The organism is Pseudohalioglobus sediminis (assembly GCF_008370495.1).
Taxonomy (GTDB): Bacteria; Pseudomonadota; Gammaproteobacteria; order Pseudomonadales; family Halieaceae; genus Halioglobus.
The window spans coordinates 140,874-163,198 of sequence record NZ_VTUX01000003.1 but is presented as its reverse complement, the minus strand read 5'-3'; the positions used below and the strand labels follow the sequence as shown (position 1 = coordinate 163,198).

Genomic DNA, 22,325 nt, shown 5'->3' with positions numbered 1-22,325 from the left:
GGTTTGCAGGCCGGCGCCTGGCGATGACCGGGGCGCCGCTGTGAGCGTCAATACCCTGGTGGAACTGCTCGCGGTGCTGGCGGGCCTGGCGTACGTGGTGCTGTTGATCCGCGAGCGGGTGCTGGCCTGGCCCTTCGGTATCGCCGGATCCCTGTTGTCGATCTACCTGTTTGTCGACAACAAACTCTATTCAGAAGCCAGCCTCTACCTGTTTTACGTGTTTGCGGGAATCTGGGGTTGGATGCGCTGGCGGCACCGGGTAGCCGCCAACGACAACCCGGTGGTGGTGTACACGCCGATGGTGCACCTGCTGGTTATCGCCATTGCCAGTTGCGGCGCCATCGCCCTGGGGACGTTTTTCGGCGAACAGACCGACGCCCAGCGCCCGTATATCGACGCTTTCACCACCATGTTCAGCTTCGCCGCTACCTACCTGCAGGTGAAAAAGGTGCTGGAAAACTGGATATACTGGATCGTGCTCAATTGTGCGTCCATATGGTTATACATGGATCGCTCGCTGGATATTTACGCGGGGCTGGTTTGCGTCTACGTGGCCCTGTCCGTGTGGGGATTGCTGCAGTGGAGCCGCATCTATCGCCACCAGCAGGCACCTAGTGATAGCGCATGGCGTCCTGATGACCCCGCCGTTCATTGACCGTGAGCAGCAGTCCCAGCCCCAGTACGAAAAACGTCAGTGTGGAAATCAATGACAGCTGGTGATCGCCACCGCCGAGTCGGTTGATCACGCCATAGCTGATCGGGCCGAGGATTGCCGCAGCCCGGTTCGCCAGCCCCCAGAGCCCGAAAATCTCCCCGTTTTGCGCCGGCGGCGTCAGCTGCCCCACCAGGCCACGGCCGCCGGCCTGGGTGGCGCCCATGGCCAGGCCAATCAGGTTGCCGGCAATCCACACGTCGGCGTCGGTGGAGGCCTGCAGGGCCACGGCAATAGCCAGTATCCACACCAGCAGTGCGCCGGCGAGGCTCGGCACGGAACCAAAGCGGTCCTGGGCGAAGCCGAACATAAACGCGCCCAGGGCCGCAGTGAGATTGACCAGCATGATCAGCACAATCAGTTGCTGGCTGTCGAAGTTCATGACTTCCTGCGCGTAGATCGCAGCCAGGACCACCACAGTGGAAACGCCGGCCTGGAACAACACAATGCAGATCAGGAAGCGAAACAGGTCCGGCAGGCGAGAGGCGTGTTGCAGCGTGCTCGCTACCTGGCCGAGGCCGGCTGCCACATAACCCTGCCCGGGGGGCAGGGTGCGCGGCTGTGCACGCTCGCGCAGCCAGACAAAGGTCGGCGTGGCGGTCAGCGCAAATATCAAGGCCGTGATAAGCAGGCACACCGGCACATAGTGGTCGGCGCCAAGGCCACTGGCCTCGCTGTACTGTATGTAGCCCAGGCAACAGCCCAGTGTGAGCAGGCCGCCGAAATAGCCCAGGCTCCAGCCGTACCCGGATATTCTCCCCATGTTGTCGCTGCGGGCGATTTCCGGCAGAAAAGCGGCAATCAGGTTCTCGCCGAGGGCAAAGGCGATCGCAGAGAGGCACAGCAGTAGCAGGGCCGGCGCCACCTGGCCCGGTTCCGCGCCCGCCAGCAGCGCGGTGGTACTGATGCACAGAACCGAGGACACCAGCAGGAAGCGCTTCTTGCTGGCGCGCACGTCGCTGATGGCACCGATGACCGGGCCGCTGACCAGTACCACCAGGTTGGCAGCACCGATGGCCAGGGTCCACAACAGCGTGGCTGTCCCCGGGTGTTCCGCCTCCAGCCCGGCGGCGACCACGCCAACGAAATACGCGCTGTAGATGGTGGTGAGAACCACAGTGGTGTAGCCTGAGTTGGCGAAGTCGTAGAATGCCCAGGCGATAATCTCTCGCAGCGGTGCCGGTGATTCTGGCCTGGGGGCAGCGGTATCTGTCATCGACCGGCAAACCAGAGGAGCGACAGGGCGCAAGTGGCGGTAAAGCAGCGTTTACAGGGCCTGGCTATGGCCACCGTGGATAGTGTGATGGCAAAGGTACCCCGGAAGGTGCCCGACGTGGCCGCATTGCGTGATTGCAAAATAGTCTCCCATCGCGGCGAACACGATAACCGCACCGTCATGGAAAATACCCTGACGGCCTTCGACATTGCAAGCGCGGCGGGCGTGTGGGGCCTGGAATGTGATATTCGCTGGACGCGTGACCAGGTGCCGGTTATCTGCCATGACGCCACCCTTGAGCGCGTGTTTGGCGACACGGCGCGCGTTGCCGAACTGTCTTTTGACGCGCTGCGCGAGCGCGCTCCCGCGGTGCCTTCGCTGCAGGAAGTATTGCTGCGCTACGGCGCCAGGCAGCACCTGATGCTGGAAATCAAGGCCCTGGACACGCAACGCTTGTCGCAGCAGCGTGACATTCTGCGCACACTGCTTGCCGACCTGCGACCTGCCGCAGACTTCCATGTCCTGGCTCTCGACCCACAACTGTTCACGCTGGTGGCATTCCTGCCGTCGCATACCCTGTTGCCGGTTGCGGAGACCAACGTAGCCGCGCTGAGCCGTGAGGCACTGGCGCGCGGCTACGCTGGCCTGGCGGGGCATTACCTGCTTCTCAACCGTCGCCTGCAGCAGCGCCACCGGCAGGCAGGGCAGTGCATAGGCACCGGCTTTCCGCGCTCGCGACGCGCGCTGCTGCGCGAAATCGGGCGCGGGGTGGACTGGGTGTTCAGCAATGATGCGGTTTTCCTGCAACAGCAGCTCGATGACCTGTGCCAGCGGGCGGTATCTATTCGCGGTCCGATACAGTAAGATTCGCGCCCTCTGCCCCGGCTGGCTTTCACGGCCGCGGCTTTTACTCCAGTAACAGAGATTTCGCATGACATTCGAGCAACTCGGCCTGTCACCCGCACTGCTGCAGGCAGTGCAGGAAAAGGGTTATACAGAGCCGTCCCCGGTCCAGGCGCAGGCTATTCCCGCCGTACTTTCAGGTCGTGACGTGATGGCGGCAGCGCAGACCGGCACCGGCAAGACCGCCGGCTTCACGCTGCCTATTTTGCAGCGCCTGCAGGAAAGCGGGCCACTGAAACCGCATCGTACGCGCGCTTTGATACTGACCCCAACCCGGGAACTGGCGGCCCAGGTGGCAGACAGTGTGGACACCTACGGTGCCCACCTGCCACTCAAGTCCACCGTCGTATTCGGCGGGGTAAAAATCAATCCGCAGATTGCCCGCTTGCGTCGCGGCATCGATATCCTCATTGCCACGCCGGGTCGACTGCTGGACCTGCATGGCCAGGGCGAGGTGAGCTTCGACGATCTCGAGATACTGGTGCTTGACGAAGCTGATCGCATGCTCGACATGGGCTTTATCCACGACATACGCCGGATACTCAAATTACTTCCCGCGCAGCGCCAGAACCTGCTGTTTTCCGCGACCTTCGCCAATGAGATCCGCGAGCTGACCACCAAGCTGCTGCACAACCCCGTGGAGGTGGAAGTGGCCGCCGCCAACGCCACCGCCGATACGGTGGAACAGTGGGTCTATCCCGTGGACAAGAAGCGCAAGAGCGCACTACTGCGTGAACTGGTGGAAACCAATAACTGGACCCAGGTGCTGGTATTTTCGCGCACCAAACACGGTGCCAATCGCCTGGCCCAGCAACTGGACAAGGCGGGACTGGAAGCGGCCGCGATTCATGGCAACAAGAGCCAGAATGCGCGCACCCGGGCCCTGGACGGTTTCAAGCGCGGCAAGGTCAGGGTGCTGGTGGCCACGGATATTGCGGCTCGCGGGCTGGATATCGCGCAACTGCCGCAGGTGGTCAACTTCGATCTACCCAATGTGCCTGAGGACTATGTGCACCGTATCGGCCGTACCGGTCGTGCCGGCGCTTCCGGGCGGGCCTACTCCCTGGTCAGCGCAGACGAGATCAAGCAGCTGAACGCGATTGAACAGGTTATCCAGCGCCACCTGACGCGTGAATATATCGGCGGCTTTGAACCGGAGCATGAAGTACCCGCGAGCGCGCCGCTGCGGCGCCCGCAGAAGTCCGGGCAAAACCGCCCGAAACATAGCGGTGGTGGTGTTGGTGACGGCAAGCACACATCGCGGGGACGTGGCAGTGAGGGGCACAATCGCCCGCGCCGCCGCCGCAGGTCACGCGCCGGGGCGAAAGCCTCCTAGTAGCCGCCTTTTCCGGCGAGGATGTCAGCGGCCAGGTCCGGGCTCAGCGGTTCGTAACGTGCACTGCCGGGCTTCATTACCATGATCGGGTCTGACACCTTTGCCGGGTCAAAACCCTCCTTGCGCAGCGTACCCTTGACCATCTTGAAAGTGCCGGTGGTGTCCATGTTGGGCAATATGCGCAGAAACAAGGGGCGCGCATACGCCGGCAGCTGATCGACAATCAGCGCAGAGAAACTCTCCAGGTCCAGTTCCCGGCTGTCGCCCTCAAGCAGCAGGGCGGCCATGCCGGCACGCCCGTCGGTGCCCGGCACTTCCACTCCGTAAACATTGCAGAAGTGTACCTGTGGGTGCGCGTTGATGACTTCGCCGACCTCGTTGGTGGAGACGTTTTCGCCTTTCCAGCGGAAGGTGTCGCCAATTCGGTCCACGAACTGGTAGTGGGGCAGGCCGAAGGCAAATCCGACATCCACGGTCTTCAACAGGTCGCCGGTATTGAACCAGGCATCGCCCGTTTTGTAGACATCGCGCAGGATCTTTTTCTCGGTGGCCTCGGCGTTGGTATAGCCTTCAAATTCTGTTACCGCGGTTATCTTGCCCAACAGTAGCCCGGGCTCGCCGCGCTTGACCTTGATGCAGCGCCCGCGTTTGTCCCGCACCACCTCGTCAGCATCGATATCGTACTGCACCAGTGTGTGCGGCAGGCTGCCGGTGCCGACAGTACAGTCTTTGTTGAGCAGGTTGATGAAGCCCATGTTGCCTTCGCTGGAACCGTAGAATTCCGATACCCGGGTAATGCCGAAGCGGGTCTTGAAAGCCTGCCAGATGTCCGGGCGCAGACCATTGCCCATGACCGTGCTGAGTGGGTTGCGGTAGTCGTCTTCCCGCGCGGGCGTGGCCAGCAGGTAGCGACAGATTTCGCCGATGTAGATAAAACAGGTGGTCTGGTGTTCGCGTACCTCATCCAGGAAGTGGCTGGCGGAAAACTTGCGGCGCAGGAACAGGCTGGCGCCGCTGTTGAATGCGGCGCCTGCACCCAGGAACAGGGCGGTGCCGTGGTACAGGGGCAGACACAGGTAGATACGGTCGTTGACGTCGCAGCGCAGGCCGCCAAGCGAGGACATCAGTGAACTGAGAATAAAGCGGCGATTGGTCATCACCGCTGCTTTCGGTAATCCGGTGGTGCCGGAGGTGAATATGTACAGCGCTTTCTCGCGTATGGTGTTGCTCTGGGTTTCTTCCGGGTTGCCCGTCGCTGCCGCCGCGCTGGCGGCGCCCAGGTCATGCGCCCAGGCGGGGCAGGGAAGATCGCCGCTATCGCTGACGAACAGCCATTGCTCGATGCCGCCGCTGTCCGGTCTGACGGCGTCGATCACGTCCATACGCTCTTCGCCGAACAGGCACCACCTGGCGTCGGTGATCTGCAGACAGTGAGCCAGTGCGCGGCCGTTGAGGTTGGTGTTGATAAGCGCCGCTATCGCACCGAGTTTATTGAGCGCGATGAGAGTGGTCAGAAACTCGATGCGGTTTTCCATCATCAGCGCAGCGCAATCCCCGCGCCCGAGGCCCAGTTGCTTCAGCGTGTGCGCAAACCGGTTAGCCTCTGCGTTGAGTTCGCTCCAGTTGAGTTCGCGACCCTCGAAGATCACCGCGCTGCGCTCCGGGTGCTCGAGGGCCAGTTTTTCTACCCGCGCGGACAGGCAGTCCCTGGTCGTCATTGGGCGCGGTTTCAGTGCGCGGGCCAGGGAGGCGATAGCGGGCAGTTGACGTAGGGTACGGCTGATTTCCTTGATGCTCATGGCAGTTTGAATACTCCGAATAGTGCGGCGTGATCTGACAGTTCCCGCCAGTGCCCGCCGGCCAGTCGGCGACAGCTGACAGGCCCCAGGCCGCGGTAGTAGATACGGTCCACTGGCAGCAGGGGCGCCCAGACGGGAAATGTACGTGCGTGCCGCCCCTGCAGGTTGACAAATAACTCTTCCAGACCCAGGTCATCATGTAAATGGTTTTCAGCCTGCCGCCGCCAGTCATTGAAGTCTCCGGCAATAATCATCGGCTCGTCGCGTGGCACGTGCTGGTCTATGCGTTCGGTCAGGGTCTGCAACTGCTCCCGTCGCTCCTGTTCGAGCAGGCCGAGATGCACACACAGCGTGTGCAGCCGGGTCTTGCGGTGGGGCAGTTCGATCACGCCATGCAGAATGCTGCGACTGGAGCGCGGAAAAATGGAAATATCAATATTCTCCCAGCTGACAAAGGGGTGCATGCTGAGGATGGCGTTCCCATGATCACCCTTGCGGTAAATTGCATTGCGCCCGTAGGCAAAGTGCGGCCATGCCTGGTCAGCCAGGTACTCGAAGTGCGGTTGTTCCGGGTAGGAAAATTTGCGCTGCTTGGCCTTGCTCTTGATGGCAGTGCCGTGTATCTCCTGCAGGAATACGATATCGGCACCGGTCTCGGCAATGCGCTCGCGCATGGCGTCGAGCATGAAGCGCCGGTTACCCGTGCAGTAACCCTTGTGCACATTGTAGGTCAGTATGTGGATTTCGTCGGCGTCGCTACGCATGGGCTCAGCTTGCCGAGGCATTCTGTTGCCGGGCCTTGCGCGACCAGGTCAGTACGTAGTCAGCGCCGCTGACTACGGCAATAGCAATCAACAGCACGGTAGCGCCCTGCAGCAGGTACGCAGGCAATGGTGGCAGCAGTTGCAATGCCAGCAGCATGACGCAAAAACAGATCTGTACCAGCATGTTCAGCTTGCTCAATTTGCTTGCGGCGAACTCGATGGGCCCGACTAACAGCCGGTAACAGATAGCGCCCACGACGATGACCAGGTCGCGGCCGATGACCACGGCGGCAACAGCGATCGGTACCAGTTCGATCATTGCCAGGCAGGCAAACGTCACCAGTATCAGTAGTTTGTCCGCTATCGGGTCCAGGGCCGCGCCAAAGCGGGAGAAATAGCCAAGGCGTCGCGCCGCGAAGCCGTCCAGCGCGTCAGTAATGCCGGCCAGCAATCCCACGGCCAGGGCCATGGCATAGTCCTGCTGCAGGATCAGCATTCCCAGCGGGAACGCCAGCAGCAGCCGCAGGCTGGTGATTGCGTTGGGCAGGTATTTCAGCATTGCCTTGGCGTCGCCTCAGTCGCGCACGCGTGTCTTGGGTCGTACCGCGGCCCGCCTGTTGGCGCCGGTCCTGGCGGGCTTGTTAGTGGCTGTCTTGTTACCACTTCTCGCTTTCGCCCTGGTTTTCGCCTTTGCCCCGGTCTTTGTCTTTGTCTTTGCCTTTGATTTGGTCTTCGCTTTCGTCTTCGCCTTGGCACGGGTTTTTGCCCGGGCCTGCGTTGCCGTTGTTGCCTTTCGGCCCCGCCGATTGCCGGCCAGCAGGGCTTTCTCCATCTCCGCAAACTGCCGCACAATGGCATTCGCTACCAGGTCCAGGTCGGGCAGGGCGTGACGATCCGCAAGCAGGCCGAAGTCCAGGGCATTACCGTGGGAAAGCAGGGTAACGTTGAGATTCACTCCCGGCAGCAGCGTGGAGATAGGATAGCTGGCCACCATGCGGGAACCGCACAGGTAGAGGTCTTCGTCCCCCGGCCCCGGCACATTGGATACCAGTACGTTGTATGACGGGGCGACCAGGCGATCCAGCTTGCTGCGCTCCATCAGTTCATACAGGGCAAAGACAATCACCCCGTAGTCCATCATCGCCTCTGCAGACAGGGAGGCGACTTCAGATTTGGAGGCGGTAGAAGACTCCACCACCTGCGCCAGGCGCCGCCCCGGGCTGACCCCGTGATCGCCCAGGCGCACGTGCACGGCGGATACCTGGGTGCGTGCGCTGTCATCCTGTGCACTGCGCACCGACATCGGGCACAGGGCCACAAGCGGGGCCGAGGGTGGTTCGCCGTGGGCGCTGAGATAGTCGTCGAGGGCCGCACCGACCACAGCCAGGACCACCTCGTTCACGGTGCAGCCCCGCAGCCGCCCCAGTGCCTTGATGCGGTCCAGCGGCAGGGTGCATATGGCAGCGGAACGTGTGTCCCATTCTATGGGTTTATTCATGCGCGTGCGCCGGGCGGCGAACAGTGCCTGCGCGTCACTGTCGCGCAGCTTCATCCACTGCAATGCCATCTTGGTGAGGAACTGATAGGCCTCGAACATGCCTTTTGCCTGCTTCGCAAGCGGGTTTGGCCTGCTCCCCGATGATCGACTGCGCTGCTTGCCACCGGTATCGGGATTGAAAGACCAGGTGGTGACCACCTCTTTGCTGCGGGGCGAGGTCGACAGCGAGCCGTACATGCGTTTTACGCCGGACATGCCGTCAATGTAGGCGTGGTGAATCTTGGAATACACGGCAAACCGGTTGCCTTCCAGACCCTCGATGACATGGCAGATCCAGCAGGGACGGCGGCGATCCAGCAGGGTGCCGTGCAGCCGCTGCACAACCTCCATCAGCTGTGCCTGCGTGCCCGGGGCGGGCAGGGCGGAGTGGCGCACGTGGTAATCGATGTCGATTTCCCCGCTGGTCACCCAGCGCGGCCGGCCCACCCGTGGAAATTCGGGTGTGTAATTGAAAGGCGCGACCACCGGGGCCTGCTTGAACTTCTCTACCAGTTTCTGCAGGTAATTCGCCGGGGCATTGGCGGGCAGTTCGAACACCTGTACAGCGCCAACGTGCTTGGGACTCTGCGCTGACTCGGTGAGGAAAAACATCAAGTCGAGCGGGGGAATGGCATTGCTCATAGTCTGTCTCGTGCGTCTGTCTGGTTATTGTAATGCTGCTGCCACGACGCGGGCCAATAGCGTCTTTCCAGCCCGTCCAAAGATTGCGTGGCCCTGTGGCACAGGGAAGCAATTGCTGATATCGATCATGGCAGATTTACCGGTGCACTGCAGCTATTCCGGCTGCGCCGAATTGACCCTGTCGCGAGTGCCTTCGGTTGCCAGAACCGCTTTGCTGCCGGCGGCAACAACGCTTATGCGATACACGGCTCCAGCGTAGTCGTCGGAAACAAATATGTCGCCATTGGGCCCCTGGGTGACGTCCACCGGCCTGCCAAGCACTGTCTTGTCGTGCAGGAAGCCGTTGAGAAAATCCCGTTCCTCGATGCCGTTGCCATTGAAGTGCAGGGAGACGACTTTATAGCCATCGGGCGTGCTGCGATTCCACGAGCCGTGCAGGGCGACAAGGGCGACTCTGTCATAGTCGCCGGGCCAGCCCCGGGTGTCGACAAAGCGTATCCCCAGCGGGCTGTTGTGGGCGCGAAATCGATGAGCCGGCGCGCTGGGCGTGCGCTGTGAAGACAGCGGGTCCGGCCCCATGTCCGGGTCCGGTACGTTGGCATCATTGAAATAGGGCCAACCGTAAAACTTGCCTTGCTCAATGCGGTTGAGTTCACAGGCGGGGAAATTATCCCCGAGCATATCCCTGCCATTGTCGGTGGCGTAAAGTGCGCCATCCCAGGGCGCCCAGTCAAAACCGACACTGTTGCGCAGCCCGGTGGCGACTATCTCCGTATCCCTGCCGTCGGGCCGGAAGCGCATCATGGTTGCGCGCCGTGGATCCCGTTCCTCGCAGATGTTACAGGTGGAGCCCACGGTCAGGTATATGAGACCGTCGGGCCCGGTGCGCAGGGTCTTGCTCCAATGGTTGCCGTCCCCGGGAAGCTCGCGCAAAACCTCTCGATATCGCCCGATACCGCGCCCGCTGGAAAAGTTAATGCGACCGACACGATCGCGCTCGGCGATATAGAGCCAGCCGCGATAGAAGTCCATGCCGTGGGGGCGCTTGAGATCACCGATGACAGATTCCCTGCCATCGTGGCGGCCGTCACCATTGGCATCCCTGCGCAACAGTACGATATCGCCTTTGTGGGGGCGGCTGACCAGCAGGTCTCCTGCCGGCGTGAAACTCAGCATGCGTGCGCCGGGCACATCGTCGGCATAGACCTGCAGTGAAAATCCGGGCGGCAGTGAAAGCCTCTCGCGAGCAGTACTGTCGCTGGTTGCAGGGCCCTCGACCCCTAACATGACATTGGCCAGCATGCGAAAACTGCCCGGCGATACCACGCCACTGGCCAGCAGCAAGCCCAGTGTTGCCAGCAATAGCACAACGATGGCGAGGGCGATCTTCAAAAGCTTGTTCACGACAGGGTCCTGCGCAGCAGTTTGTCGGTTTCAATCGCTATAAAGCTGGGCAGGAAGCAGAGCAGGATCAACGGCCACCACGCGCTGGGAAACGGGGCAGTGCGGAACAGTGCCGCCGCCTCCGGTATCAGCGTCGGAATAAAGCGGATGGCAATACTCAGGGCAATGCCCGCCAGCAGCCAGCGGTTGGATAGCGGATTGAAACTGAATGCCGAGGCCCGGATTGAGCGTGCGGAGATGACATAGCCAAAGTGGGCCAGCAGGATAGCCCAGAAGGCCGCAGTCTGGGCCTGGGTGAGCAGCAGTGCATCAATGATTTCACCGTTGGCGTCGACGGCAGCGTGACCGAAGTGGTAGTAGACCAGGAAGCCCGGTATCGCGATAGCCAGTCCCATTACCACCACTCGCTGCAGGAACAGGGCATTGATAATGTGGGACCCCGCGGGCCTCGGTGGCGTATCGAGCAGGCCTTTCTCCTTGCCTTCCATCATCAGCGGCATGGTCAGCAGCACCGAGTCGAGCAGGTTGATCCACAATATCTGCACCGGTTCCAGTACGAAGCGTGCGGAGAACAGCGGTATCCAGGCCGCCATGATGATTGCCCCCATTATCAACAGCGCCTGGGCAGCGTTTGTCGGCAGCGTATACAGGATGGCTTTTTGCAGGTTGTTCCAGGCGTGGCGGCCTTCTTCCACTGCAGCGACGATAGTGGCGAAGTTGTCGTCGGCAAGTACCATGTCCGAAGATTCCTTGGCCACTTCGGTGCCACTGATACCCATGGCGATACCGATGTCGGCAGCTTTCAGGGCAGGGGCGTCGTTGACCCCGTCGCCGGTCATGGCCACAACCAGGCCCTGGGACTGCAGGGCCTCGGCAATGGCTTTTTTGTGTTCCGGCGCGACCCGGGCGAACACCGATACCCTGGCGGTGGTATCACGCAGTGCTGCTGCGTCCAGGTGACTGAGCTCTGCCCCGGTCACCACGTGGTCGGCGGCGATGCCGAGTTGGCGAGCAACGGCCTGCGCGGTATCGGGATGGTCTCCGGTGATCATCACCGTGCGTATGCCAGCCCGTTTGCACTGTTCGACGGCCTCGATGGCCGATTGTTTGGGTGGGTCGATCATGCCCTGCAGTCCGACGAAGCACAGGTCGTTCAGGTCCTCGTGGCGCAGGTCGGACTGCTCTGCGGGTACCTGCTTTATGGCAAAGCCCAGTGTACGCAGGGCATCCTGGGCAAAAGACTGCGCCGTGCCGAGCGCTTGCTCACGCGCAAAGGTGGTGCTTTCTCCGCCCGCGCTGAGAGTGCTGCTGCACATACCCACAATCACTTCCGGCGCGCCCTTGGCCAGTATCCAGCGCCGGCCCTGCACTTCTACCAGCACTGCCATGTACTTCACGCCGGAATCGAAGGGTAGCTCCACCAGGCGGTGGGTCTGGTCGGCAGCGATCTCCGCCTTGGCGCCTGAGATGCGCAGGGCCAGTTCGGTCGGGTCCCCGGTGCCGCCGCTGCCCGAAAGATGGGCGTTATTGCACTCAAAGCCGCAGTGCAGCAGTCGCATCAGCGCGGTGTTGTCACCCGCGGTGATCGCACGGCCATCACGCAGGAAGTCACCCTCGATATCGAATCCAGTGCCGGTCACAGCGAGAATTTCACCGCCGGCATAAACCCGCGTCACGGTCATCCGGTTCTCGGTCAGGGTGCCGGTCTTGTCGGAGCAAATCACCGAGGTTGCGCCCAGCGTCTCCGCCGCCGGCAACTTGCGGATAAGGGCCTTGCGACCGGCCATTACCACACCCGACAACGCCAGGATCGAGGTGACCAGTGCCGGCAGCATCTCCGGGATGGCCGCTACGACCAGCGAAACCGCGCCGAGGAAACTGTAGGAAACGGCATAGCCCAGGTAGATGCCGTAGGCGAAGTTGAAGGCGCCGACAATGAGAATGGCAATGATCAGGGTGCGCACGAACTCTTTCATCTTGCGCTGCAGCGGGGTGGTGCCGGCGTCGGCTTCCTTGACCATGTCCGCGATCTGTCCAAAAACGGTATGCGCCCCTGTTTCCACCACCATGGCCCTGGCCGTGCCCTGGGTCAGGTAGGTCCCTGAAAAGCCGATATTGACCTGGTCCCCTGGCACCAGGTCGGCGCCTGTTATCGCTTCCGTGCGTTTCTGCACCGGTACCGACTCCCCGGTGAGGGAAGACTCGTCGACGTGAATATTGGCAACATCCAGGAAGCGCACGTCCGCGGGAATCTTGTCGCCGCCCTCGAGCACCACCAGGTCGCCAGGCACCAGCTCGCGCGCAGGGATGCGGCGTTGGTCGCCCGCGCGTATCACCAGCGCCTCCTGCACCATCATGTTGCGCAGTGCGTCCAGGGCGCCTTCCGCCTTGCCCTCCTGTACAAAGCCGAGGATGGCGTTGAGCAGTACCACGGAGACGATGACAATGGTATCGGGCAGCATGTGGCTGCCCAGGGCGGTGAGCACGCCGGTAACCAGGGCGGTAGCCAGCAGGATGATGACCATGGGGTCGTTGAACTGGCGCAGGAACAGTACCCAGGCAGGCGTCTTCTGGAAGGCTATTTCGTTGGGCCCAAGCGCTTCCAGTCGCGTCGCCGCGACCGTCTCATCAAGCCCTTGCGGGCTGCTGTCAAGCGCCTCCTCAATTTGCTGCGTCGTCAGCGTATACCACGGTTTGCGCATACCATTGCTCCCACCAGGACTCACTCTCACTCACAGTGTAAGCCGCTGCCGGCGAAGGCGGCATGCGCGGTATCAACAAAATCGCGGATTGTGACCCGCTAGCCCCGCCGGGTCGGGCCGAGGTTGCTCTTCACAGTCTGCAGGTGTTGCGCCAGGGAATCATCGGCATCCAGGGCCATGCAGGTGGCGAGGATATCGACAAGCACCAACTGTGCGATGCGCGATGTCATCGGCGTGTACATTTCGGTGTCTTCGCCGGTTTCCACACCCAGCAACAGGGTGCATGCCCTGGCCAGCGGGGAGCCCGGTGCGGTGATGCCGATCACCGGGCAGCCGTTTTCCTTCGCCAGCCTGGCCACGTCGACGATGGCATGGGTGCGCCCGGTGTGGGAAATGCAGACCAGGCAATCCTCGCTGGCCAGGCCGGTTGCCACCATGCGCTGGTTGATGATGTCGGTGTGGCTGCTCACGGCCCGCGGAAACCGCAGGAACTTGTGTTCTGCGTCCCGCGCTACCGAGGCGGAGGCGCCGAGGCCGCAGAACACGATGGCGCGCGCAGCGGAGAGGGCGGCCACAGCATCCTGCAGGGCCGCCAGGTCCAGCTGTTCCTCTGCGCTGCCCAGGCTGGCATGCGTACTCTCGAAGATCTTTGCCACGACCTTGCCGGTGGAATCGCCGGCCTTGATATTGCGCGTGATGCGCGGCTGCAGGCGTGCCAGCTCCGCGGCCAGGGCGAGCTTGAAGTCGGGAAAACCCTTGTAGCCAAGCCCCGTACAGAAGCGGTTGACTGTGGGTTCGCTGACCTCGGCCCGCGCTGCCAGGGAGGCAGTGGTCGCCGAGAGGATGGCCTGGGGATCTGCGACCACAATGGCGGCGATCTTATGGGCGGATTTGCTGCGTTTGCAACGCGTATCGGCCAGGTCAGTAAGCAAACTCATGGGCGCGTTGTTCCCTGTTATTAAAAATGTAATAAAACTACGATATAATTTCGCACTAGTCCAGCGCGATTCCCGGCTGTTTTTCCCTGGTGCGGCGGGCTTGCGGCATTAAAAATGGATTATTGTGAGATTTTCAGATGTCGCGCCGGGAATCTTCCGCGTGTTGCTTGCATCCCTCCAGCTCACCGTCTAAAGTTACAAATGAAATAAAATTACATCAGAGTGTGACGATGACAGTTGACGATTTAAGTGCGTTTCGTGTCCTCCCCGTGGTGACAGCGCGTGAGGTGGATGCCACGGTGCGCCTGGCGCGGGCACTGCACGCGGGCGGTATGCGGGCAATTGAAATCACCCTGCGAACCCCGGAGGCGCTTGCAGCGATTGCGGCGGTGCGCGAGTCGGTCCCGGACTTGCTGGTAGCGGCGGGCACGGTGACATCCGCGGCAGAGCTGGAGCAGGTTGTAGCGGCAGGTGTGCCCCTGGCCCTGAGCCCGGGCTGCACAGATGAGCTGCTGGCGGCTGCCGTAGCTGCGCCGATCGAGTTCATTCCCGGGGTTGCCACAGCCTCGGAAGTCATGCGCGTGCGCGACGCCGGCCTGCGAGTCAGTAAGTTGTTTCCGGCTGTACCCCTCGGCGGGGTAGCTATACTGAAGGGGCTGGCCGGGCCGTTCCCGGATATGTTGTTCTGCCCCACCGGCGGCCTGACCCGGGATAACTTCCGCGATTTTCTCGACCTGCCCAACGTGGTTTGTTGCGGTGGGTCATGGATGGTGTCGGACAAATTGGTGGACAATGCACGTTGGCAGGACATTGAACGCCTGGCTGCTGAAGCCATGGCTGTGAGTTGAGTAATACGAGGAGATTGAGGATGACGCAGCGAGCGCCCATTCGTGTGGGCATTATGGGCTTCGGCCAGACCGGGCGACAGATTTTCGAGCTGGCATCACGCAGCGACGATATCGAAGTGGTGGCGATAGCCGATATTGGCAAGCCTGAAATTCTGCATTACCTGCTCTGCTCTGAAGTTGAGCAGCCCGAGCGGCATCGCCTTGAGGGAAACTTCCTGGTAAACGAGCGCTGCCGTGCTCGACTGATGGAAATCGACCGTCCCGCAGAGATGCCCTGGGATATCTTTGGGGTCGATATCGTTATCGACTCCACGGGCAAGTACCGTGAGCGCGAATTCATGGCCAGCCACCTGCAGAATGGCGCGCCGCGTGTGCTGCTGCGCACGCTGCCCGCAGACCATATTGACCGCATTGTCATTCCAGGCCTGAATGCAGATAGCGTCAGTGTCGATGACCGTATGATCTCGGCTGGCTCGGCTACCACGTCAGCCCTGGCGCTGCTGCTGAGCAGTCTGGGCGACAGGTTTGCCATCGAGTGTGGCAGCATGACCACGATTCACGCCTTCACTTCGGATCAGGCCTTGCAGGACTACGCCGGGTCGGACTTCCGGCGCAGTCGCTCGGCAGCCAAAAACATCATCCCCAACACGCATGAAGCCAGTCTCTGGTTGGGGCATATCCTGCCCGCATTCGATGGCAAAATCCTGACCTCGGCGCTGAATGTGCCGGTGCAGGAGGGCTGCCTGCTAGATGTCAACCTGATCATGCGCGATGCCGATGTAGAAGTCGAGCAAATCAACGAGGCAATGCGCGCCGCCGCGGCGCGGCACCCGGATATTATCGGAGTGGTGGAGGATCCTATTGTCTCCTCTGACGTGATCGGCAACCCGCTGTCCCTGCTGTTTGACGCCAAGGGCACCATTAAAGCCGGTGCCAACACAGTGAAGACGCTGAGCTGGTACGAGAACCTGGGTCATGCAGCGCGCCTGCTGGATGTGGTGAGGCTCTACCATGCATTGGATCAGCAGCAGGAGGCAGCGTAATGAAAATTGGAATCAATGGCTTTGGCCGCATCGGTCGATCAGTATTTCGCATCCTGGAAAATGTCGAAGGTGTGGATGTGGTAGCGATCAACGACCTGTTTGACTATGACGCCCTGCGCTACCTGCTCAGCTATGACACGGTCATGGGGCCCTTCGGGCGCAACCTCAAGCTCGAGGACGATCACTTTGTCACCGACAAGACCCGGGCGAAGTTGATCAGTGTGCGTGATCCGTCAGAGCTTCCCTGGCGCGAACTGGGCGTGGATGTCGTGGTGGAAGCGACCGGCGTGTTTCGGAAACGCGAGCAGCTGGAGCAACACCTGCAGGCCGGCGCACAGCGCGTGGTGTTGACCGTGCCCGCCAAGGACCCGGTGGACTACACGGTGGTTCTGGGTGTCAACGATGATGCGCTGGATGCATCACACCGCATTATTTCCAATGCCAGCTGTACCACCAACTGCCTGGCGCCAATGGCGAAGGTACTCAACGATGCCTTTGGTATTGAAGAAGGCGTTATCAACACCGTGCACGCCTACACCAACGACCAGCGTCTCGCTGACGTGCCGCACTCTGACTGGCGGCGCAGCCGGGCGGCCGCGGAGAATATCATTCCTACCTCCACGGGTGCTGCCAAGGCAGTGGGGCAGGTGCTGCCCGATCTCCAGGGCAAGCTGCACGGTATTGCCGCGCGGGTGCCGGTGCCCGACGGCTCGGTGGTGGACTTGTTCGTCAAGCTTGGCAAGTCGGTGACAGTAGATGATGTTCACGAGGTGGTGCGGGAAGCGTCGTTGTCCCCCGGGCTGAGCGGTATCCTGCAATACAGCGACAAGCCGATAGTATCGTCTGACATCATTGGCAACTCGCATTCATCAATCTATGACGCCGGCTTCAGCGGTGTGACTGCCGAGCGCTATCTGCGTGTGCTCAACTGGTACGACAACGAATGGGGCTACTCCTGTCGTGTTGTAGACCTGCTGCGCAGGGTTGCCAACTGGTGAGCGCAGGGCAGGTGAGAGAGCCGGATTACAGCGGGCTGCGCAGCAATGTCAGCCAGCTCGGTCATATTCTCGGTGAGACCATGGCCGCGGCGGAGGGTGATGCTTTCCTCGAGCTGATAGAGCGCATCCGTGTCCTGTCCAAGGGCGCGCGTGACGGCTCGCCGGCAGATCGCGAGGCGCTGCTGTCACAGCTGCGCCAGCTGGACGATGAACAGCTGGTGCCCGTAGCCCGCGCCTTCGCCCAGTTTCTCAACCTGGCCAACATCGCCGAACAGCAACACATGGTGTCACGCACTATGGCGCCGCTGCTGTCTGCCTCGCGCAATCTCAACAAGAGCCTGCTTGAGTTGCGCGAGGAGGGTGTTGCAACGCAACAGATTGCCGATACCATCGCGGCGTTGAAGATTGAGCTGGTGCTCACCGCTCACCCGACCGAGATTACCCGGCGTACCCTGATCCACAAACACGGGGAGATCGGTGAATGCCTCAGCCAGCTGGAGCTGGCCGGCCTCACCGAGCGTGAGCAGTCGAGATTGCATGCGCGTTTGCGTGAGCTGATCGCGCAGATCTGGCACGGCGACGACTTCCGTCGCGAGCGCCCAACGCCGGTGGACGAGGCCAAGTGGGGCTTCGCCGTGGTGGAGGAATCCCTGTGGCGGGCTGTGCCCGAATTCATGCGGCGCCTCGATGAAGCGCTGGAGACGCATTGCGGTACCGGTTTGCCGCTGGACGCGGCGCCAGTGAGCTTTGTGTCCTGGATGGGCGGCGATCGCGATGGCAACCCCAATGTCACCGCTGAGGTCACGCGCGAAGTCATGCTGCTGTCGCGCTGGCAGGCGGTGGACCTCTACCAGGGTGATATTGAGCGCCTGCTGGAAGAGCTGTCCATGACCCGCTGCAATGACGCCTTGCGCGAACTTGCCGCCGAAGCCCACGAACCCTACCGCGCTATTTTGCGCGGACTGCGGGACCTGCTGCGACGCACCCAGCAGCATATCGAGGCGCTTTTGCGCGGAGAGACCCCGGCACCGGTCGACATACTGGTCAGTGAAGAACAGCTCTGGGAGCCGCTGCTGGCCTGTTACCAGTCACTGGTGGACTGTGGCATGCAGTTGATTGCCCGCGGCAGTTTGCTGGACGTCCTGCGCCGGGTGCGCTGCTTCGGCGTACACCTGGTGCGTCACGATATTCGCCAGGACAGCGCCCGTCATACCCAGGCACTGTCGGAGATCACCCGCAGCCTTGGCCTGGGTGACTATGCCGAATGGGACGAGGATACGCGCCGCGCCTTCCTGTTGCGCGAGCTTGGCAATCGACGGCCATTGACGCCGCGGCGCTGGCAGCCCTCTGCCGACGTGCAGGAAGTGCTGGATACCTGCGCGGTAGCCGCAGAGCAACCGACGCGTGCACTGGGTGCCTACGTGATCTCGATGGCCAGGCAGGCCTCGGACGTATTGGCCGTACACCTGCTGTTACAGGAAGCAGGGGTCGAGGAGGCTATTCCGGTAGCGCCGCTGTTTGAAACCCTGGACGACCTGTCACGCGCGCGCGAGGTCGTATCCACGCTGCTGCGCGACAGCTGGTACAGCGGCCAGGTCGCTGGTCGCATGATGGTCATGATCGGCTACTCCGATTCCGCCAAGGACGCTGGCGTGCTGGCGGCGTCCTGGGCCCAGTATCGCGCGCAGGAAGAATTACTTGAGGTCTGTGGGCAATACGGTGTTGAGCTCACCCTGTTTCACGGTCGAGGAGGTACCATCGGTCGAGGTGGTGCCCCGGCCCAGCAAGCGCTGCTGTCACAGCCCCCGGGATCGCTCAAGAACGGCCTGCGGGTGACTGAACAGGGAGAGATGATCCGCACCAAGCTGGGCTGGAGCTCGCTGGCGGTGAAAACCCTGGCCTTGTATACCGTAGCCATCTGTCGCGCCAACCTGCTCACGCCGCCGGCGCCGCGGGATGACTGGCGGCAGATGATGGAGGCGCTGTCTGCGGACTCCTGTGCTGCTTACCGTGCGGTGGTGCGGGAGGAGCCTGAATTTGTGCCCTATTTTCGCCAGGCCACGCCAGAGCAGGAGCTGGCCAAGCTGCCGCTGGGGTCGCGACCGGCGCGTCGCAAGGCGGGGGGCGGTATCGAGAGTCTGCGCGCTATCCCCTGGATATTTGCCTGGTCCCAGAATCGACTGATGCTGCCGGCCTGGCTCGGAGCCGGTGCTGCGTTGGCCAATGTCGTGGCGCAGGGCAAAGCGGCTCTACTGCAGCAAATGGCGCAGGAGTGGCCCTTTTTTGCCACCCGGCTGTCCATGCTGGAGATGGTCTATGCCAAGGCGGACGAAGGTCTGTCCGCCTACTACGATGACGTGCTGGTGCCCGCGGAACTGCAACCCATCGGTGCCGGCCTGCGCAAGCAACTGGCCATGGATATCGCTACCGTGCTGACCATTCAGGGCGCAGAGGTGTTGTTGTCTGAGCAGACCTGGACAGCGGAAACCATTCGCTTGCGCAATATCTACACTGACCCGCTTAATTTCCTGCAGGCAGAACTACTCAAGCGCAATCGGCAGCGCCAGAGCCCTGAGCTTGAGCGCGCGATCATGGTGACCATCGCCGGCATCGCCGCGGGTATGCGCAATACGGGTTAGATGTCGTGAACTGCGCTTGACCCGAAGGGGGTGCCTGTCGACAATGGGCGCGCGCATGAGGCGCGCCCGAGCACCCTTCAATCCATTTCGAGGATACAGCATGCAAAATGTCATCAAGGCCGCGTTGATGTTACTGGTCATGGCGTTTTATGGACAGACCGTCCAGGCCCAGGATACCTATGACAAGACGATAACCGCCTTCAAGAATGCGGGCGAGAGCGCTGACTATTTCCCTTCATCCTATGGCTATGCCGTATTCCCGACCATTGGCAAAGGTGGCATTGGTATTGGCGGCGCACATGGCAAGGGCAGGGTGTACGCCGCTGGCCGCCATGTCGGCAACGTGACCATGACCCAGATCACCATGGGCTTCCAGCTGGGTGGCCAGGCCTTCAGCCAAATTATCTTTTTCGAAGACCAGCGCGCTTTCCGCGAATTCACCTCGGGCAACTTTGAGTTCAGTGCCCAGGCCACCGCCGTTGCTATCACCGCAGGCGTGTCGGCAGAGGCCAATACCGGTGGCGGCATGGTTGCGGGGGCAAGCGGCGGGCAGAACAACGCCAAGACCACTCACGGTGGTTTCCGCAAAGGCATGGCCATCTTCACTCTTGCCAAGGGTGGCCTGATGTACGAGGCGGTATTGGGTGGCCAGAAATTCAGCTATACCCCGCTGTAAATCCACCGGCGGGGGCAGGGCGCCGGCGCCTCAGTCCTTGCTGGCACCCGCAGCGGCGCCTGCATGCAGTGCCCGCGCCATGTCCAGCTTCTCCGGGTCCACTTCGCCGAGCAGGATGACATGCCAGGCGCGCGGGCCGTGGGCGCCATAGACCAGTTGCGCTTCGATGTCGCCGGTGCTGGAAGGCCCCGCGATGCAGTAAATGCCGCGCGGCCTGCCGTGGCGCTCCAGTACCGGGTTGACCTGTTGCCACATCGATTCCATGTCTGGCAGTAGCGTGTCCACATCCACGATAACCACATGATGCTCGGGTAACAGGTTGTTGCGGGAGGGGTTGTGCTTGCCTGAAAGCAGCACTGTAGCACCGGTCTCGGCAACGCCCCAGTCGGCATGGCTGAGCGCTATTTGCTCGCCAGCCTCCAACTCACCGAAGCGAGGCAGCACGCCACCATCGCGCCAGGGCATGGCCGCGAGCCGCGGGTCGTTACCTGCTACCAGGCGATGACTGCGATAGTGGTCGTAGAGGTAGTTGCCAATGCGCTTCACCGCGTCACTGCGGTTGGCCGCGACTTCCAGGGTGCCCTGGTTGCGCAACACATTGACCATGAAGGCAATGCAGGTGTCCTCGTGCGGCAGTGCCGCCGCTGGCGCGACACCCAGAGCGGCCAGTTCTTCTTCAATCCGGGTTGCGCTGTTGCCCTGGCAGGCACCGCGCACCCGCGCCATCACCCGGGTACGGGCATCGCTATTCATCCGCCTGGCTCCTTTGCCGGTACTGTTGCATGAAGGTCTTGCCTGCCGGCGCGGGGAAGTCACGTTTGCTGGTCCAGCCCGAGGCGAAGGGAAGCTTGCTGAAGGCGCCGCTGCGCTTGCCGAACCGGTGTAGCAGGTTGATCGCGACGCCGGTAAGGCGATGGTATAAGCCCGGTCTGGCAGCGAGCCAGGCGTGCGCCCGCAGACCGTAACGCCAGGCCGGGGCGGTGAGGCCACGTGCGCTCTCTTCATGGCGCAGGTCACGCAGTAAATCCGGCAGCGGTATATCGCTGGGGCAGACTTCAGCGCAACGACCGCAACTGGTACAGGCGTTTGGCAGCGCCGAGCTCTCTTCCAGTGACGTCAGCAGGGGCGTCAGCACCGAGCCCATGGGCCCGGGGTAGACCCAGCCATAGGCGTGGCCGCCGCTGGCGGCAAAAATCGGGCAGTGATTGAGGCAGGCGCCGCAGCGGATGCAGCGCAGCATATCGCGATAGTCACTGGCGAGAATATCTGTGCGCCGGTTGTCCAGCAGTACGAAGTGAGTTTCCAGGGGGCCGTCCGCATCCTGCTCACGTCGCGGTCCGGAGTAAAAACTCGTGTAGCAGGTGTGCGGCTGGCCGGTTGCGGAACGCGCCAGCAGGCGTTGTATTGCGGTGGCGTCCTCCCCCCTGGGGAGCACACGATCGAGGGTGGTGCAGATAATCAGGACCTTGGGTAGATTGGCACAGAGATCGCCATTGCCCTCATTGGTGATGAGCATGGAGTAGCCGTTTTCGGCGATCAGGGCGTTGGAGCCTATGATCCCCACTTCTGCCTGCAGGAAGTGCTCGCGCAGTACCTGGCGGGCCTCGCCCACCAGCTCGCCGATGGAATCCAGTTCGCGCTCGCCCAGGTCGTGACGCTCCAGGAACAGGTCGCGGATCTGTTCCCTGGTCTTGTGCAGCGCCGGGCCGACAATATGACTGGGCGTTTCACCTGCCTGCTGGATGATGTACTCACCCAGGTCTGTCTCCAGCACGTCGAGTCCGCCGCGCTGCAGATAGTCGTTGAGGCCGGTCTCCTCGGTCACCATGGACTTGCCCTTGGCGATTTTGCGGGCTCCGTGTTGCTGGCAGATGTCCAGCACGATGGAGTTCAGGTCCTCGGCGGTTTCCGCATAGTGCACCTGGTTGCCATTATTGGTGGCCTCCAGTTCAAATCTGGCCAGGTAGTAATCCAGGTTATCGAGGCTGTGTTGCCTGACGCGTTTGACATGTTGCCGCAGCGCTTCGAAATTGCCGAATCCCTCTACGGCGGCATCGCGCAGCAGGGGCGCGAACAGCGCCATGATGTCGCGCTGGGCGACGCCGCCCGCGTCGGCCAGGGCAGTGCTTGCGTTGTCCAGGAACTGCTGGCTGTGTTGCTCCACTGAC

18 protein-coding genes are annotated in these 22,325 nt (G+C 61.8%); 8 read left to right on the top strand and 10 right to left on the bottom strand.

Features of this window, described 5'->3' with window-relative positions; all coding sequences use genetic code 11:
- Window positions 1–40 precede the first annotated feature (40 nt).
- Window positions 41–655, top strand: a complete 615-nt coding sequence (gene pnuC, locus F0M18_RS07355; protein WP_188109627.1) for a nicotinamide riboside transporter PnuC — start codon at window positions 41–43, stop codon at window positions 653–655.
- On the opposite strand, the gene F0M18_RS07350 is transcribed toward pnuC, so the two are convergent.
- Window positions 612–1,928 carry an MFS transporter gene (locus F0M18_RS07350; protein ID WP_149610771.1) on the bottom strand — a complete coding sequence of 439 codons (1,317 nt, stop codon included), beginning with the start codon at window positions 1,926–1,928 and terminating at the stop codon, window positions 612–614. The two genes, pnuC and F0M18_RS07350, sit on opposite strands and share 44 nt — an antisense overlap.
- A gap of 33 nt (window positions 1,929–1,961) precedes the next feature.
- On the opposite strand from F0M18_RS07350, the gene F0M18_RS07345 reads away from it, so the two are divergent.
- Entirely contained in the window at window positions 1,962–2,792 is an 831-nt protein-coding gene (locus F0M18_RS07345) for a glycerophosphodiester phosphodiesterase (protein WP_149610770.1), read from the top strand.
- Between the two features lie 67 nt (window positions 2,793–2,859).
- The gene (locus F0M18_RS07340; RefSeq protein WP_149610769.1) at window positions 2,860–4,167 is read left to right on the top strand and encodes a DEAD/DEAH box helicase; all 1,308 of its coding nucleotides are present in this window, start codon (window positions 2,860–2,862) and stop codon (window positions 4,165–4,167) included.
- Here F0M18_RS07340 and F0M18_RS07335 read toward each other — a convergent pair.
- The 7 genes from F0M18_RS07335 to hexR all read right to left on the bottom strand — a co-directional run bounded on the left by F0M18_RS07335 (window position 4,164) and on the right by hexR (window position 13,953).
- Window positions 4,164–5,966 carry a long-chain-acyl-CoA synthetase gene (locus tag F0M18_RS07335; RefSeq protein WP_149610768.1) on the bottom strand — a complete coding sequence of 601 codons (1,803 nt, stop codon included), beginning with the start codon at window positions 5,964–5,966 and terminating at the stop codon, window positions 4,164–4,166. The genes F0M18_RS07340 and F0M18_RS07335 overlap by 4 nt on opposite strands.
- Complete coding sequence (locus F0M18_RS07330; protein WP_149610767.1) at window positions 5,963–6,730, bottom strand: endonuclease/exonuclease/phosphatase family protein; 768 nt, start codon at window positions 6,728–6,730, stop codon at window positions 5,963–5,965. Before F0M18_RS07330 ends, F0M18_RS07335 begins: the two co-directional genes overlap by 4 nt.
- A 4-nt stretch (window positions 6,731–6,734) precedes the next feature.
- Entirely contained in the window at window positions 6,735–7,289 is a 555-nt protein-coding gene (locus F0M18_RS07325; RefSeq protein ID WP_149610766.1) for a CDP-alcohol phosphatidyltransferase family protein, read from the bottom strand.
- Window positions 7,290–7,304: 15 nt separating this feature from the next.
- Window positions 7,305–8,909 (bottom strand): wax ester/triacylglycerol synthase family O-acyltransferase, encoded by a 1,605-nt coding sequence (locus tag F0M18_RS07320; RefSeq protein ID WP_149610765.1) that lies wholly within the window; start codon window positions 8,907–8,909, stop codon window positions 7,305–7,307.
- 153 nt (window positions 8,910–9,062) lie between these two features.
- Window positions 9,063–10,313 (bottom strand): PQQ-dependent sugar dehydrogenase, encoded by a 1,251-nt coding sequence (locus F0M18_RS07315; RefSeq protein ID WP_223177923.1) that lies wholly within the window; start codon window positions 10,311–10,313, stop codon window positions 9,063–9,065.
- Window positions 10,310–13,015: a cation-translocating P-type ATPase gene (locus F0M18_RS07310; RefSeq protein WP_149610764.1), complete on the bottom strand. Its 2,706-nt coding sequence runs from the start codon at window positions 13,013–13,015 to the stop codon at window positions 10,310–10,312. The genes F0M18_RS07315 and F0M18_RS07310 overlap by 4 nt, the downstream gene beginning before the upstream one ends.
- A 98-nt stretch (window positions 13,016–13,113) precedes the next feature.
- Window positions 13,114–13,953: a transcriptional regulator HexR gene (hexR, locus tag F0M18_RS07305; protein ID WP_149610763.1), complete on the bottom strand. Its 840-nt coding sequence runs from the start codon at window positions 13,951–13,953 to the stop codon at window positions 13,114–13,116.
- Between the two features lie 230 nt (window positions 13,954–14,183).
- Between hexR and eda the strand changes: the two genes are divergently transcribed.
- From eda to F0M18_RS07280, 5 genes are all read left to right on the top strand, one after another.
- A complete protein-coding gene (eda, locus tag F0M18_RS07300; protein WP_149610762.1) occupies window positions 14,184–14,801 on the top strand; it encodes a bifunctional 4-hydroxy-2-oxoglutarate aldolase/2-dehydro-3-deoxy-phosphogluconate aldolase in 618 nt (205 codons plus the stop codon).
- A gap of 20 nt (window positions 14,802–14,821) precedes the next feature.
- Window positions 14,822–15,844, top strand: a complete 1,023-nt coding sequence (locus tag F0M18_RS07295; protein WP_149610761.1) for a type I glyceraldehyde-3-phosphate dehydrogenase — start codon at window positions 14,822–14,824, stop codon at window positions 15,842–15,844.
- A complete protein-coding gene (gene gap / locus F0M18_RS07290; protein ID WP_149610760.1) occupies window positions 15,844–16,842 on the top strand; it encodes a type I glyceraldehyde-3-phosphate dehydrogenase in 999 nt (332 codons plus the stop codon). The genes F0M18_RS07295 and gap overlap by 1 nt, the downstream gene beginning before the upstream one ends.
- Window positions 16,839–19,481, top strand: a complete 2,643-nt coding sequence (gene ppc / locus F0M18_RS07285) for a phosphoenolpyruvate carboxylase (RefSeq protein ID WP_394349392.1) — start codon at window positions 16,839–16,841, stop codon at window positions 19,479–19,481. The genes gap and ppc overlap by 4 nt, the downstream gene beginning before the upstream one ends.
- Window positions 19,482–19,581: 100 nt before the next feature.
- The gene (locus F0M18_RS07280) at window positions 19,582–20,157 is read left to right on the top strand and encodes a lipid-binding SYLF domain-containing protein (RefSeq protein WP_149610758.1); all 576 of its coding nucleotides are present in this window, start codon (window positions 19,582–19,584) and stop codon (window positions 20,155–20,157) included.
- A gap of 30 nt (window positions 20,158–20,187) precedes the next feature.
- Here F0M18_RS07280 and F0M18_RS07275 read toward each other — a convergent pair whose 3' ends face one another.
- Window positions 20,188–20,910 carry a LutC/YkgG family protein gene (locus F0M18_RS07275; RefSeq protein ID WP_149610757.1) on the bottom strand — a complete coding sequence of 241 codons (723 nt, stop codon included), beginning with the start codon at window positions 20,908–20,910 and terminating at the stop codon, window positions 20,188–20,190.
- Window positions 20,903–22,321 (bottom strand): lactate utilization protein B, encoded by a 1,419-nt coding sequence (locus F0M18_RS07270; RefSeq protein WP_149610756.1) that lies wholly within the window; start codon window positions 22,319–22,321, stop codon window positions 20,903–20,905. Before F0M18_RS07270 ends, F0M18_RS07275 begins: the two co-directional genes overlap by 8 nt.
- Window positions 22,322–22,325: the final 4 nt, after the last annotated feature.